Raw genomic sequence first — 14,422 nt, forward strand, 5'->3', positions numbered from 1 at the left:
GACGTTGGTCGACGTCACGATGCCCCAGATGGGCGTCTCCGTGGCGGAGGGCACGGTCGTCGAGTGGAAGAAGCAGGTCGGCGACTGGGTCGAGGCGGACGAGATCATCGCCGCGATCTCGACCGACAAGATCGACACCGACGTCGAGTCGCCGGCGTCGGGCCGGGTGGCGGAGATCATCACGCAGGTCGGCGAGACGGTCGACGTCGGCACGGTGATGGCGCGGATCGCGACCGACGCCAAGCCGGGCGAGGCCCACGTCTCCGAGAACGGCCTGGGGACGGGCGAAGCCGCGGCGGCGATCGAGGCGCCGGGCGAGGCGGGCGAGCTGTCCGGCGACACCGCGGCCGAGCACGACGCGTCCGCCCAGCGGCCGCCCCGCGTCGCCGGCGCGCGGCGCTACTCGCCCGTGGTCATGCGGATCGCCGCCGAGCACGACGTCGACCTCGAGCAGGTCGAGGGCACGGGCCGCGGCGGGCGGGTGAGCAAGAAGGACGTGCTCGCGTATGTCGAATCGGGGCCGAAGGAAGAGCCGCCGATGCACATCGAGAGCCCGTACCGGCCGGACGAGCCGGTCGTGGCCCGCAAGCCGCGGCCGCGCTTGCAGCGCGTCGACGAGGTGGCCAAGCCGGCCGCTCCGGCGCCGGTGCCCACGGGCGGCCAGCCGCTCTCGCGCATGCGCCAGGCGATCGGCTCGCGGATGGTGCAGTCGCTGCAGACCGCGGCGACCTGCACGACCATCGCCGAGGCGGACATGTCCCGCATCGAGGTCGCGCGCAAGGCGGCGGGCCTCAGCTACCTGCCGTACCAGGCGCGGGCGACGGTCGAGACCCTGCTCGAGTTCCCGCAGCTGAACGCGACCCTCGACGAGGACCACACGGTCTACACGGACGCGGTCCACCTCGGGATCGCCGTCAGCCTCGGCGAAGGCGGCCTGATCGTCCCGGTCATCCGCGACGCCCAGGACCTCAGCGTCGAGGGCCTGTCCAAGCGCATCAAGGACATCGCCCGGCGCGCCCGTTCCCGGCAGCTCACGCCGGACGAGACCCACGGCGGCACGTTCACGATCACCAACCCCGGGCCGTTCGGCTCGATCATGGCGACGCCCGTGATCAACCTCCCGCAGGTCGGCATCCTCGACACCGAGGCCGTGGTCAAGCGGCCGGTCGTCGTGACCGACGAGTTGGGCAACGACTCGATCGCGATCCGGTCCATGACCTACCTGTGCATGAGCTGGGATCACCGCGCCCTCGACGGGGCGTACGCCGCGCAATTCCTCACGGCGTTGCGCAAGAAGTTGGAAGCCTGGCCGATCAACTAGGCCACACGGTCTGACGGACACCCGCCCCGGCCTCAAAACCGGGGCGGGACAGACTAAAGCGCCATCGCGCCACGCCGATTACTCAGGGCGTGTCACGAGCCCGCCCGGCCCTTTGGTCCGTCTACATCGCGCTGGGCGTCGCCACGGCCGCGGCGTACCTGATCGGGCCGCTCCAGGGCGCGTCTCCGCTGATGAACGTGCTCGGGCTCTCGCCGGTCGTCGCGATCGTCGCCGGCGTCGTCCGCCACCGCCCGACCGCACGCGCGGCCTGGCTGCTGCTCGCCGCGGGCTCGCTCTTCTTCCTGCTCGGCGATCTGTACACGTACAGCTACGCGGCGCTGACGCATCGCGAGGTGCCGTTCCCCTCGCTCGGCGACGCCTCCTACCTGGCGATGTACCCGGTGATGATGACCGGGCTGCTGCTGCTCGTCCGGCGCCGCTCCAACGGCGAGGACCGCGGCGGCCTGGTCGACAGCCTCGTCCTCACGGTCGGGCTCGCGCTGCCGTCCTGGGTCGCGCTGATCTCGCCCTACCTGCACGAGCACGACCTCGGCCTGGCCGCGAAGATGGTCTCCGTCGCCTACCCGATGGGGGACGTGATCCTGCTCGGCGCGGTCGTCCGCCTGGCGCTGGACGCGGGCCGCCGCGAGCCCGCGTTCTGGCTGCTGACGAGCAGCATCGCGCTGCTGCTGGTGACCGACTTCACCTACGGCCTGCTGACGCTGCATGACGGGTTCCACCGCCAGCTCTGGCTCGACGCCGGCTGGATCGGCTCCTACATCCTCTGGGGCGCTGCCGGCCTGCACCCGTCGATGGCCCGCCTCGCCGAGCCCGCGCCGCGCAAGGAGACGGTCCTCACGCGCTTCCGGCTCGGCCTGTTGACCTTCGCATCGCTGATCGCGCCCGTGATCGCGATGATCGACGACTTCGGCGAGCGCGACGTCGACTCGGTGATCATCCAGGTCTGCTCGATCGCGCTGTTCGCGCTCGTGCTGACCCGCATGGCCGGGCTGATCGGCCGCCAGCGCCGGCTCAGCGACGAGCTGCACCGGCGCCAGGGCGAGGCCCGCTTCGGCGCGCTCGTCGGCCAGGCCAGCGACCTGATCGTCGTCCTCGACCCCGACGGCACGGTCACCTACTCGAGCCCGTCGGTCACCCGCGTGCTCGGCCGCTGCCTGCTCGACAGCCTCGCCACCGACGCCGACCGCGAGTGCCTGACGCACGCGCTCGCGACCGAGGAGGCGCACCCCTTCGAGTGCACGATGCTCGGCGCCGACGGCGAGCCGCGCGCGTTCGAGATCCGGCTCACGAACCTGACCGGCACCGAGCACGTCGGCGGCATCCTGCTCAACGCCCGCGACGTCTCCGAGCGCAAGGCCTTCGAGGCCGAGCTCACCCACCAGGCCTTCCACGACACGCTGACCGGGCTCGCCAACCGCCCGATGTTCATCGAGCACACGCGCCAGGCGCTCGCCCGCGGCCGCCGCGAAGGCTCGACGCAGGCGATCCTGTTCCTCGACCTCGACGACTTCAAGGAGATCAACGACTCGCTCGGGCACACGGTCGGGGACGAGGTGCTGGTCGCGGCCGCGCGCCGGCTCGACGGCGCCGTGCGCAGCGTCGACACCGCCGCCCGCTTCGGCGGCGACGAGTTCGCGATCCTGCTCGAGGAGGTCGACAGCCAGACGGCCGCCGACGCCGCCCAGCGCGTGCTCGACCTGCTCGCCGAGCCGCTGCGCGTGGGCGGGCGGGAGATCGCCCTGCACACGAGCGTCGGCGTGGCCGTCGCCGTCGCCGGCGACGCGCGCACCGCCGAGGAGCTGATCCGCGACGCCGACGCGGCCATGTACACCGCCAAGCGCGACGGCAAGGGCGGCTACCGCCTGTTCGAGCCCGCGATGCACGCGGGCGTGCTGGCCCGGCTGGAGCTGCGCTCGGACCTCGAGCGGGCGATCGACGCCGCGGAGCTCGAGCTGCACTACCAGCCGGTGGTGCGGCTCGACGACGGGTCGATCGCGGGCTTCGAGGCGCTGCTGCGCTGGCACCACCCTGAGCGCGGGACGGTCTCGCCGGTCGAGTTCATCCCGATCGCGGAGGAGACCGGCCTGATCGTGCCGATCGGCCGCTGGGTGCTGCTCGAGGCCGCCCGCCACGCGATGCGCCTCGGCGAGCTGCGGATGAACGTGAACCTCTCCGCCAAGCAGCTGCAGTACGCGGGCATCGTCGATGACGTCCGCGACGCGCTGGACGCCTCCGGGCTCGCGCCGGAGCGGCTCGTGCTCGAGCTGACGGAGTCCGTGCTGCTCGAGGACGGCGAGGTCGCGGTCGAACGGCTGCACGACCTGAAGGCGCTCGGCGTGCGGCTCGCGCTCGACGACTTCGGCACCGGCTTCTCGTCGCTGAGCTACCTCAGCCGCCTCCCGGTCGACATCCTCAAGCTCGATCGCTCGTTCCTGCGCGACGGCGCCCCCGCGCTGACCGCGGGCATCGTCGGCCTCGGCGCCGCGCTCGGCCTGAAGGTGGTGGCCGAGGGCATCGAGACCGAGGACCAGTGGTACGCGCTGCAGGCGCTCGGCTGCGACTTCGGGCAGGGCTTCCTCTTCGCCCGCCCCCTCGACGCCGAGGCGTCGCTGGCCCACCTGGGCGCTTCCGTAACCTAGACGGGATGGAACTCTGGGTGTGCCACCTCGGCCGGGTCGAATACCGCGAGGCGGCGGCCCTGCAGGAGCGGCTCCGCGAGCGGGTGATCGCGGGTGAGCTGCCCGACCTGATGCTGCTGCTCGAGCACCCGCCGGTCTACACGATCGGGCGCCGCTCGGACGCGGGCGACCTGCCGTTCGGCGAGGCGTTCTACCGCGAGCGCGGCATCGACATCGTGCGCACGCCGCGCGGCGGCCAGCTCACCTACCACGGCCCCGGCCAGCTCGTCGGCTACCCGATCATGCACGTCTCCAGCGTGCCGGAGTACATCCTCACGATGGAGCGGGCGCTCGTCACGGCGCTGGGCGACGCGGGCGTCTCCGCCGCGACGAAGCTCGGCCACAAGCACGTGGGCGTGTGGGTGGGCGAGCGCAAGATCGCCTCGGTCGGCGTGCACATCTCGCACGGCGTCTCCGCGCACGGCTTCGCGGTCAACGTCGACAACGACATGGATCCGTGGTCGTGGGTCGTGGCCTGCGGGCTGCCCGAGGTCCAGATGACCTCGATGGCGCAATCGGGGTCCACGGAGAGCATCGCCTGCTTCCGCAAGCGCGTCGGGCACCGCTTCAGCGAGGCGTTCGGCCGCCGCCAGCGGCTCGTCAGCGCGCAGCGGCTGGGCATCGAACAGCTCGTGGCGGCATGAAGGTCGGGCTCGCGACGTTCCTGGTCGGCGACGGCGTGCGTCCCGACGTGCTCGCCCGCACGGCCGAGGAGCGCGGCTTCGACTCGCTGTTCCTGACCGAGCACACCCACATCCCGGTCTCGGCGGGCATGATCGACCGCGCCGGAGGTCCGCTGGACGACAAGTACCGGCGCACGCACGACCCGTTCATCGCGCTCGCGTTCGCGGCCGCCGCGACGGAGCGGCTGACGATCGGCACGAGCGTCAGCCTCGTGATCGAGCACGACCCGATCGTGCTGGCCAAGGTCTGCTCCTCGCTCGACGTGCTCTCGGGCGGGCGCTTCGTGCTCGGCGTCGGCGCGGGCTGGAACAAGCCCGAGATGCGCAACCACGGCACCGACCCGGCGACGCGCCACCGCGACATGCGCGAGCGCGTCGAGGCGATGCAGGCGATCTGGCGCGACGACGAGGCCGAGTATCACGGCCAGCTCGTCGACTTCGACCCGATCTGGCAGTGGCCGAAGCCGCTCTCCGGCCGCGTCCCGGTGTACGTCGGCGGCAACGGGCCGCGCGTCGAGGATCGCGTGCTGCGCTACGGCGACGGGTGGATGCCGAACATGCCCGACGTGGCCGAGCTGGCGCGACGGGTCGCGGCGTTGCGCGAGCGCGCGGGCCGCGACGTGCCCGTCATCTACTACGGCGCGCTCGCCGAGAACCTCGACGCGGTGCGCGAGGCGGGTGTGGACCACGCGCTGATCGTGCTCCCGTCCGGCTCCGAAGCGGATGTATTGGCCTCGATACCCTCAGTCGAGTGAGCGACGAACCGGTCCTTCGCATCCACCAGACCCGCTCCCGGGCCAACCCGGGCGGGATGGACGTCACGAAGATCCTGGGCGAGGACGTCCTGCCGTTCCGCTCGCGCAAGCCCGCCTGGTTCAAGGTCCCGCCGCCCGGGAGCCCGAAGTACCGCGAGCTGAAGAAGACGATCTCCGACGAGGGCCTGCACACGGTCTGCAAGGAAGCGGCCTGCCCGAACATCGGCGACTGCTGGGACCGCGGCACGGCCACCTTCATGATCCTCGGCGACACGTGCACGCGCCGCTGCGGGTTCTGCAACGTCAAGACCGGCAAGCCGACGTGGAACGACCCGCTGGAGCCGCTGCGCGTCGCGCGCAGCGTTGCCCGCATGGGCCTGCGTCACGCGGTCATCACGTCCGTCGACCGCGACGACCTGCCGGACCTCGGCGCGTCGGTCTGGTGCGGCGTCATCCGCTCGATCCGCATGCAGGCGCCGACCACCAAGATCGAGTGCCTGACGCCCGACTTCCGCGGCGAGGAGATGCCGCTGGCGCGGGTCATCGCCGAGCGCCCGGACGTCTTCAACCACAACCTCGAGGTCGCGCCCCGGCTCTACCCGGTCGCGCGCCGCGGTTCGACGTGGAAGCGCTCGCTGCGGGTGCTCTCCAACGCGCTCGAGATGGGCGAGGGCGAGGTCGCGACCAAGTCCGGCCTGATGGTCGGCTTCGGCGAGACGCACGACGAGCTCGTCGACGCGTTCGGCGAGATGCGCGAGGCGGGCGTCCAGATCCTCACCGTCGGCCAGTACCTGCGCCCGACCGAGCGCCACCTGCCGGTCGTCCGCTACTGGGAGCCCGAGGAGTTCGAGGCACTCGAGAAGGCGGCCTACGAGCTCGGCTTCGAGCACGTCGCGGCGGGTCCGCTGGTGCGCTCCTCGTACCACGCAGACGAGCACGTCAAGCAGGACCGTCCGGGAATCGGTCCGCTGGCCGCCACCGCCTGACAGAAGTCAAGGCGACGCAGCCCCTCCGCCCCACCCCGATCATCCGACCTTAATCGGGCGCGCCGCGCGACCGGCTACCGTTGGCGCGCGATGCTGCCGGTGCGCGACAACATCCCGACCAACCAGGTGCCGTACGTCACGTACGCGCTGATCGCGGCCAACATCATCGTCTACTTCTTCTGGCAGCGCGGCGGCCTCTCGCTCGGCGATCCGAGCAACCTGCACTACCAGTGCCAGCTGGCGGAGTGGGGCGCGGTCCCGAGGGACATCACGCACAACGCGCAGCCGCCCCTCCCCGCGGACTGCGGAACGGACGAGGCGAGTCCCTACCTGACGATCTTCAGCGCGATGTTCATGCACGGCGGGCTGCTGCACCTCGGCGGCAACATGCTCTTCCTGTGGATCTTCGGCAACAACGTCGAGGACGCGATGGGACCGCTGAAGTACCTGCTCTTCTACGTGCTCTCGGGGGTCGCGGCGCTCGCCCTGCAGATCGTGCCCGACCCGAACTCGACGGTCGTCACGCTCGGCGCCTCCGGCGCGATCGCCGGCGTCCTCGGCGGCTACATCCGATTGTTCCCGCGAGCGAAGGTGATCACGGTCATCTTCATCATCTTCTTCTTCACGATCCTTGAACTACCCGCGATGCTGGTTCTCGGGTTCTGGTTCGTGGAGCAGGCGCTGTTCGCGGCGAACAGCATCGGCTCGACCGGCGGCGGGGTGGCGTACTTCGCCCACGTCGGCGGCTTCCTCTTCGGTTTCCTGACGGTCAGGTTCTTCGCGGATCCCAAACGCGTGGACCGGCAGCGCGAGCGGGTCGCGTATAGCTGATATGCGACGGCTGATGGTGTTGGTGGCGCTGCTGGTGATCGGTGGCGCCGGAGCGAAGTACCTGATCTCGGACTCGGGCGGGGCGCCGGTCGTCAAGGCGCAGACGGGCTCGACCGGCACACTCAAGAACTCGACGACCGCCCCGCTGGCGGGCGGCGGCACGGCGCCCTCACCGCTCGCCGTCCGGCTCGAGGACTCGGCCGACCCGGTCGCGATCAAGTTCAAGAAGCCGCCGCGGTCCGCGCTGATGTTCGACCTCGACACGGGCCAGGTCCTGTACCGGCGAAACCCGACCGAGGTGCAGCCGATCGCGTCGCTGACGAAGATGATGACCGCGCTCGTCGTCGTCGACCGCGTCAAGCCTGGGTCGAAGGTCCTGGTCACCAAGGAGGCGCTGCACTACGAGGCGGGCGGCTCGGCGATCGGCCTGCTCCCGCGCGGCAAGTGGATCGGCGTCAACACGATGCTCTACGGGCTGATGCTGCCGTCCGGCAACGACGCGGCGATCGCGCTCGCCCAGCGCGCCGCGGGCGGGAGCGTGAAGCGCTTCGTCCGCTACATGAACGAGAAGGCGAAGGCGATGGGGCTCACCTGCACCCGCTTCTCGACGCCGAGCGGGTTCGCCGACAAGGACAACCACTCCTGCGCCGCCGACCTGGCCGCGATCGGGCGCGCGGTGCTGCGCGAGCCGCGGCTGGCGAACATCGTCTCCAAGCGCCAGGCCGTCCTCCCGTTCCCGATCAAGGGCGGCAAGCTCTTCCTCTACAACCACAACCCGCTGTTGCGCGTGGGCTACCCCGGGACGACCGGCATCAAGACGGGCTACACGGACGCCGCGGGCCAGTGCCTGGTGGCGACCGCGCGGCGCGGCCCGATCAAGCTCGGCGTCGTCCTGCTGGATTCGCCGAACCCTGGAAAACAGGCGATGCAGCTGCTCGACCGCGGCTTCAAGGCCTCAGCGGCCCGCTAAAGGGGTAAGGCAGGCGGATGACCGAGTCCGCCGCCGTCTATCAGCGCCGGCGCATCGTCGCCATCGTCGCGTTCGCGGTGGCCGCCGTGATCGTGGTGTTCGCGATCACGCGGCTGACCGGCTCGGACGCGGCGCAGCAGGCCAAAGGCGGCGCCGAGGCGGAGCGTGCGCAGCCGACCCCGACGCCCGGCAAGGAGCTCGAGCTGCCGCGCGGCGGGCGTACGATCCTGCCGGACTTCCGCGTGGTCGCGTACTACGGCGCGCCGTTGGACCGCCAGCTCGGGATCCTCGGGATCGGCAAGCCGTCGACCGCGGCGCGCCGGCTCGAGCGCGCGGCGAAGCCGTTCGCGCGCAAGTCGCGACCGGTCCTGCCGGCGATGGAGCTGATCGCGGTCGTCGCGGCCGCCCACCCGGGCGAGGGCGGCCGCTACAACCTGCGCCAACCGGACTCGGTGATCCGCCGCTACCTGAAGGCCGCGCGCAAGGCCAAGACGCTGCTCATCCTCGACATCCAGCCCGGGCGCTCGGACTTCTTCACCGAGACCAAGCGGCTGCGCAAGTGGCTCAAGGAGCCGGACGTCGGGCTCGCGCTCGACCCGGAGTGGCGGATGGCTCCGGGCCAGGTTCCCGGGCAGGTGATCGGCAGCGTCGGCTCACGCGAGGTCAACGCGACCAGCGCGTGGCTCGACCAGCTCGTCACGAAGTACAAGCTCCCGCAGAAGCTCCTGCTCGTGCACGAGTTCACCGACGACATGGTCCCGGAGGCGGAGTTGAAGCCGCGCAAGGGCCTGGCCTACGTCCTCAACGTGGACGGTTTCGGCGGCCAGGCGCTCAAGATCGCCAAGTACAAGAGCTTCGCCAAGCAGGGCAAGGGGTTCCGGCGCGGCTTCAAGCTCTTCTACGAGGAGGACGCCAAGCCGATGATGAACCCCACGCAGGTCATGCGCCTGCAGCCGCGGCCGGACGTCGTCGTGTACGAATGAGCGCGGTGACCGCGAGCGAGAAGACCGCCAGCGCGAGCCCGCCCTCGAGCAGCTGCCAGGCCACGTGGCCGGGGCCGAGGGCGGGGTTGTTGAAGTCGCCGTCGAAGGCGAAGGCCACGGTGGCGAGGCCGGTCAGCACCGCGAGGACGACGGCGCCGGCCTTGTAGCCGCGCCAGTACGCGAGCGCCGCCAGCGGCTCGATCACGAGCATGAAGATCGGCGCCGAGGTCTTGGTGCCGTTGGCGAAGACCTCGCCGACGGTGGCGATGTCGGTGGCGACGGCGATCACGCCGCCGATCGCGTAGGCGATCACGAGGGCGAAGGTGGCGAGAACGAGGGGAGGGATGCGGTTCATGGAGCCGAAGCTACGGCCGCCGCGGCGTCCTGCCATCGACCCGTCGTGCGATCGCGCTCAGCCCGTGGGCTGATGACGAGCGCGCCGGAGATGACTAATTTCGGCGTCATCAGACGCAACGACCTCATCCTCGCGCTCTCACTGGCGGCGCTCTCCGTGGCCCAGGTGCTGATCTGGCCGATCGCCTGGCGCCCGCTGGGCGTGCTGATCGCGCTCGTCTCGACGCTGCCGATCGCCTGGCGCGTCACCCGCCCGGAGCTCGCGGCGGTGGTCGGGACGCTGCCGTGGTTCATCCCGACCGACGGCTACGTCTTCGTGGGGTTCGTCGCCGCGTTCGTGCTCTTCTACTCGCTCGGCGCCCACGTGGCCGACGTGCGGCGGGTGGTGGCGATCACGGCGTGGGCGGCGTTCGTCTCCGTGCTCGGCTCCTGGTTCAACCACGAGGTGGCGGGCGAGTACATGGGCGCCGTGACCGCGGTCGTGCTGCCGGCGATCGCGGGGCGCGTCGTCCGCCACCAGCGGACGCTCACCGCCGAGCTCGCCCATGAGCGCGAGCGCACCGCGCATCTGGCGGTGGCCGAGGAGCGGGCGCGGATCGCGCGCGAGCTGCACGACGTCGTCGCCCACGGGCTGAGCGTGATCGCGATCCAGGCCGACGGGGCCGAGGCCGCACTGGACCACGATCCTTCGCTGGCGCGCAAGCCGCTGGCCGCGATTCGCCGGTCGGCCGAGGAGTCGCTCGCCGAGATGCGGCGGCTGCTCGGGGTGCTGCGCGAGGACGACGCGGGCGCGGACCTCGCGCCGCAGCCGGGTCTGGCGCAGCTGCCGGGGCTGGTCGAGCGGGCGCGTGCGGCGGGGATCCCGGTGACGCTGGACGTCGAGGGCGCGCCGCGGCCGCTGCCGGCGAGCGTGGACCTGTCGGCGTACCGGATCGTCCAGGAGGCGCTGACGAACGTGAGCAAGCACGCGGGAGGCGCGGGGGCGAGCGTGCGGGTCTCGTGGAGCGCATCGACGCTCGGGCTCCGCGTGCTCGACACCGGGACCGGACGCGGGGTGCGCGTCAACGGGGATGGACACGGGCTCGTGGGCATGCGTGAGCGGGTGAAGCTGCACGGCGGGTCGCTGCGGACGGGCGCGCTGCCGGGTGGCGGGTTCGAGGTGAGCGCGGAGCTTCCACTGTGACCAGCGTGCTGCTCGCCGACGACCAGGAGCTCGTGCGCGCGGGCTTCCGGCTGATCCTCGAGCTCGAGGGCTTCGACGTGGTCGGCGAGGCGGGCGACGGGGCCGCGGCACTCGAGCTCGCACGCTCGCTGGAGCCCGACGTGGTCCTGATGGACGTGCGGATGCCGCGGATGGACGGGATCGAGTCGACGCGGCGGATCGGGCTCGCGGGCCTGCGGACGCGCGTGCTCGTACTGACGACCTTCGACATGGACGAGCACGTCTACGACGCGCTGCGGGCGGGCGCGTCGGGGTTCCTGCTCAAGGACGCGGGGCGCGCGCGACTGGTCGAGGGCGTGCGGACGGTCGCGGCGGGCGAGTCGCTGTTCGCGCCCTCGGTGCTGCGCCGCCTGGTCGACCACTACGTCGCGCGGCCGCCGGTCGGGCGCTCGATCGGGCTGGAACAGCTCTCTGAGCGCGAGCTGGAGGTGCTGCGGCTGATCGGACGCGGGCTCTCCAACACCGAGATCGCCGAGGAGCTGGTGATCTCGCCGGCCACCGTGAAGACCCATGTCCGCCACGTGCTGGCCAAGCTGAACCTGCGCGATCGCGTGCAGGCCGTGGTGCTGGCGTACGAATCAGGCCTCGTTTCCGCCGGACAGGCGTCGGGTAATCCCCCCGACACTCGAACGGCTCCATAAGGGGGAGACGTCCTGATGAGCAGTCTTGCCGAGCCCAATTGGGAGGCACTGGCACGCGATCCGCAGTTCCGGGAGCTCGTGGCGAACCGGCGAAGGTTCGTCGCGCTGGTCACCGGCTTCTATTGCCTGTACTTCGTCGTCTTCCTGGCGTTGCTGGGGTACGCGAAGGACTTCATGGCCAACGAGGTGCTGGGCATCTCGCTCGCGCTGTGGGGCGGGTTCTCGATCTGCGCGCTGACCGTGATCCTGGCCGTCACGTACGCTCGCCGCGCTCCTGAGTGGGAGCGGATGGCGCAGCGCGTCGTCGAGGAGGCGAACCGATGAGGCTCCTCGCGACCACCGGTGACTTCAACGCGCTGGCCGTCGGCGTCTTCGCCTGCGTCCTCGCCGTCACGCTCGTCATCACCCGCTGGGCGGCCAAGCGCACGCACAGCGCGACCGAGTTCTACGCCGCGGGGCGCGGCGTCTCCGGCCGGGCCAACGGCATCGCCACCGCGGGCGACTACCTCAGCGCCTCGACGTTCCTGGGCTACGCCGGCCTGATGTACCTCTACGGCTTCGACGGCTGGGTCATCGGCCTCGGCGCCTGCCTCTCGTTCCTGCCGGTGCTCTATCTGCTCGCCGAGCGGATGCGCAACGCGGGCAAGTTCACGGTCGCCGACGTGCTCGCGTTCCGGCTGAAGGCGCGGCCCGTGCGGGTCGCCACCGCGATCAACACGCTGCTGATCTCGGGCATCTACCTGGTCGCGCAGCTGGTCGGCGCGGGCGCCGTGATCGAGGCGCTGGCGGGCATCAGCTTCCCCGTCGCCGTGCTGATCTGCGGCTGCTTCATGGTCGTCTACGTGGTCTTCGGCGGCATGCTGGCCACGACGTGGGTGCAGATCATCAAGGCCGTGATGCTGATGATCGCGGGCACCGTCGTCGCCGTCGCGGTGCTGGCCAAGTTCAACTTCAACCCGTCGCAGCTGCTCGACACGGCAGCCAGGAATCACCCTGACGGCAACGCGATCCTCGGCCCCGGCACCTACCTGACCTCGCCGATCCTCGTGATCTCGACCGGCCTGACGATCTTCATCGGCACCGCCGGCCTGCCCCACATCCTGACCCGCTTCTTCACGGTCCCGGACTCCAACGCCGCGCGCAAGTCGGTGCTCTACACGATCGGCATCATCGCCACGTTCACGGCGATGGTCACGATCATCGGCTTCGGCGCGCGGGCGCTGCTCGGCCAGGGCGCCACCGAGGCCGTCGGCAAGGGCGGCAACCTCGCCGCGCCGCTGCTGGCCCAGTTCCTGGGCGGCGGTGACGGGACCGTCGGCGGCGACATCGCCCTCGCGCTGTTCTCCGCGGCCGCCTTCGCGACGATCCTCGCGGTCGTCGCCGGCCTCGTGATCGCCTCCGCGGGCGCGATCGCCCACGACCTGTGGAAGAACGTGCTCGGCCGCGGGACCGAGCAGGACGAGCGCAAGGTCGCGCGCATCGCCTCGATCGGCGTCGGCGCCGCCGCGATCCTCGGCACGCTGGCGATCGGCTCGGGCTTCAACGTGACCGTGCTGGTCTCGATGGCGTTCGTCTTCGCCGCCTCGGCCAACTTCCCGCCGCTGCTGCTGGCGCTGCTCTGGCGCCGCTTCAACACGACGGGCGCGCTGACCGGCATCGCCTTCGGCATCACCGCCTCGGTCGTGATGATCGTCCTCTCGCCCCCGGTGTGGCCGGGCCCGGACTCCCAGGGCTCTCCCTCACCGCTGACGTTCCCGGGCATCGTCACGATCCCGATCGGCTTCCTCGGCTGCGTCCTCGGCACCCTGCTGAGCAAGGAGGAGGTCGGCACCGAGCGTTCCTACGACGAGCTGCTCGTGCGCTCCGAGACCGGCATCGGCTCCGAGGGCGGGCCGGAGCCCAGGACCCGCACCGGCCGCTTCCGCCGCGAGGCGGAGCAGCCCGCACTTAAAGGGGCCTGACCCCTTTAGGTTCGCGCGACCGCGCGGCGCGCTGCCAGCAGCGCGCCGCCGTGGGCGCCGCCGAGGTCGCCGAGCTCGGCCAGGAGGACCGGGGGCGGGTCGTTGTCGACGAACAGGTGCGGGAGCATCGCTTCGCGGATGCGCTCCACCCACGGTTCGCCGAGGCGGATGCCGAGACCGCCGCCGATCACGACGGCTTCCGGGTCGAGCAGGTTCACGGCGGACGCCACGCCCGCGCCGAGGGCCTCCAGGGCCTCTTCGAGCAGGTCGATCGCCATGTGGTCGTCGCGGGCGAGGGCGCGCTCCCAGATGCCCGAGGAGAGGCGGTCGCGGCCGCGCTCCTCCATGATCTTGAACAGCGACGTCTTCTCGCCCTGCTCGACGCGCTTGCGCGCCCGCGCCTCCATCGCGCCGCGGCCGGCGTAGGCCTCCATGCAGCCACGGCGGCCGCACGGGCACTTGGCGCCGTTGACGCGCACGACCATGTGGCCGATCTCGCCCGCGGTCTTGCGCCCGACCCACGGCTTGCCGTCGAGGATCAGCCCGCCGCCGACGCCCGTCCCCCAGAACACGCCGAGCAGGCTGTCGAACTCGCGCGCGGCGCCGATCTCGAACTCCGCGTCGGTCGCCAGGTCGACATCGTTGCCGAGCGCCACCGGGGTGCCGTCCAGGTCCTTCTCCAGCGCCTTGCGCAGGTTGAACGAGCCGGCCCAGTCGGACAGGTTCATCGCGCCGGAGACGGTGCCGTGGACGTCGTCGACCGAGCCCGGGGAGCCCACGCCCACGCCGTCGAGGTCCGCCGTCGTCAGACCGGCCTCCTCGAGCGCCTCGACGAGCACGGCGGCCATCCGCGCGGCGATGGCCTTGGGCCCGCCCTTGAGGGGCGTCTGATCACGCTTTGCCCCGAGCACCGCGTGGTCGGAGCCTTCGTCCACGACCGCGGCCTGGATCTTCGTCCCGCCGAGGTCGATGCCGCCGTAGATCGCCATGGGACGCATCTTGCCCGTTGAGGCGGG

14 protein-coding genes are annotated in these 14,422 nt (G+C 71.3%); 12 read left to right on the forward strand and 2 right to left on the reverse strand.

The window, feature by feature from the left end; genetic code table 11:
* Positions 1 to 19: 19 nt before the first annotated feature.
* The 8 genes from G569_RS0124140 to G569_RS0124175 all read left to right on the forward strand — a co-directional run bounded on the left by G569_RS0124140 (position 20) and on the right by G569_RS0124175 (position 9,228).
* On the forward strand, positions 20 to 1,321 hold the full coding sequence (locus tag G569_RS0124140; protein WP_064750440.1) for a dihydrolipoamide acetyltransferase family protein: 1,302 nt from the start codon (positions 20 to 22) through the stop codon (positions 1,319 to 1,321).
* Positions 1,322 to 1,410: 89 nt separating this feature from the next.
* Positions 1,411 to 3,981, forward strand: coding sequence for a putative bifunctional diguanylate cyclase/phosphodiesterase (locus G569_RS58810; RefSeq protein WP_053226910.1), 2,571 nt, complete (start codon positions 1,411 to 1,413; stop codon positions 3,979 to 3,981).
* A gap of 5 nt (positions 3,982 to 3,986) precedes the next feature.
* Positions 3,987 to 4,664: a lipoyl(octanoyl) transferase LipB gene (gene lipB, locus G569_RS51160; RefSeq protein WP_053226911.1), complete on the forward strand. Its 678-nt coding sequence runs from the start codon at positions 3,987 to 3,989 to the stop codon at positions 4,662 to 4,664.
* Positions 4,661 to 5,458, forward strand: a complete 798-nt coding sequence (locus G569_RS0124155) for an LLM class F420-dependent oxidoreductase (protein WP_028065324.1) — start codon at positions 4,661 to 4,663, stop codon at positions 5,456 to 5,458. The genes lipB and G569_RS0124155 overlap by 4 nt, the downstream gene beginning before the upstream one ends.
* Complete coding sequence (lipA, locus tag G569_RS0124160) at positions 5,455 to 6,444, forward strand: lipoyl synthase (protein WP_028065325.1); 990 nt, start codon at positions 5,455 to 5,457, stop codon at positions 6,442 to 6,444. Before G569_RS0124155 ends, lipA begins: the two co-directional genes overlap by 4 nt.
* A gap of 90 nt (positions 6,445 to 6,534) precedes the next feature.
* Positions 6,535 to 7,275, forward strand: a complete 741-nt coding sequence (locus tag G569_RS0124165) for a rhomboid family intramembrane serine protease (RefSeq protein WP_028065326.1) — start codon at positions 6,535 to 6,537, stop codon at positions 7,273 to 7,275.
* A gap of 1 nt (position 7,276) precedes the next feature.
* Positions 7,277 to 8,245 carry a D-alanyl-D-alanine carboxypeptidase family protein gene (locus tag G569_RS51165; RefSeq protein ID WP_053226912.1) on the forward strand — a complete coding sequence of 323 codons (969 nt, stop codon included), beginning with the start codon at positions 7,277 to 7,279 and terminating at the stop codon, positions 8,243 to 8,245.
* 17 nt (positions 8,246 to 8,262) lie between these two features.
* On the forward strand, positions 8,263 to 9,228 hold the full coding sequence (locus G569_RS0124175) for a hypothetical protein (protein ID WP_028065327.1): 966 nt from the start codon (positions 8,263 to 8,265) through the stop codon (positions 9,226 to 9,228).
* Here the strand turns inward: G569_RS0124175 and G569_RS0124180 are convergent.
* Positions 9,185 to 9,583, reverse strand: coding sequence for a hypothetical protein (locus tag G569_RS0124180; protein WP_028065328.1), 399 nt, complete (start codon positions 9,581 to 9,583; stop codon positions 9,185 to 9,187). The two genes, G569_RS0124175 and G569_RS0124180, sit on opposite strands and share 44 nt — an antisense overlap.
* Positions 9,584 to 9,655: 72 nt before the next feature.
* Here G569_RS0124180 and G569_RS0124185 point away from each other — a divergent pair, with 72 nt between their 5' ends.
* From G569_RS0124185 to G569_RS51175, 4 genes are read left to right on the forward strand one after another with little or no spacing between them, the layout of a single operon-like run.
* Positions 9,656 to 10,765, forward strand: a complete 1,110-nt coding sequence (locus G569_RS0124185) for a sensor histidine kinase (protein ID WP_053226913.1) — start codon at positions 9,656 to 9,658, stop codon at positions 10,763 to 10,765.
* 5 nt (positions 10,766 to 10,770) lie between these two features.
* Positions 10,771 to 11,445 carry a response regulator gene (locus tag G569_RS51170; RefSeq protein ID WP_053226929.1) on the forward strand — a complete coding sequence of 225 codons (675 nt, stop codon included), beginning with the start codon at positions 10,771 to 10,773 and terminating at the stop codon, positions 11,443 to 11,445.
* A gap of 15 nt (positions 11,446 to 11,460) precedes the next feature.
* Positions 11,461 to 11,769 carry a DUF485 domain-containing protein gene (locus G569_RS0124195; RefSeq protein WP_084285487.1) on the forward strand — a complete coding sequence of 103 codons (309 nt, stop codon included), beginning with the start codon at positions 11,461 to 11,463 and terminating at the stop codon, positions 11,767 to 11,769.
* On the forward strand, positions 11,766 to 13,406 hold the full coding sequence (locus G569_RS51175; RefSeq protein ID WP_064750439.1) for a solute symporter family protein: 1,641 nt from the start codon (positions 11,766 to 11,768) through the stop codon (positions 13,404 to 13,406). The genes G569_RS0124195 and G569_RS51175 overlap by 4 nt, the downstream gene beginning before the upstream one ends.
* 5 nt (positions 13,407 to 13,411) lie before the next feature.
* Here G569_RS51175 and G569_RS0124205 read toward each other — a convergent pair whose 3' ends face one another.
* Positions 13,412 to 14,395, reverse strand: a complete 984-nt coding sequence (locus G569_RS0124205) for an ROK family protein (RefSeq protein ID WP_037498826.1) — start codon at positions 14,393 to 14,395, stop codon at positions 13,412 to 13,414.
* Positions 14,396 to 14,422: the final 27 nt, after the last annotated feature.

The organism is Solirubrobacter soli DSM 22325 (genome assembly GCF_000423665.1).
In the GTDB taxonomy this organism is placed as follows: Bacteria; Actinomycetota; Thermoleophilia; order Solirubrobacterales; family Solirubrobacteraceae; genus Solirubrobacter; species Solirubrobacter soli.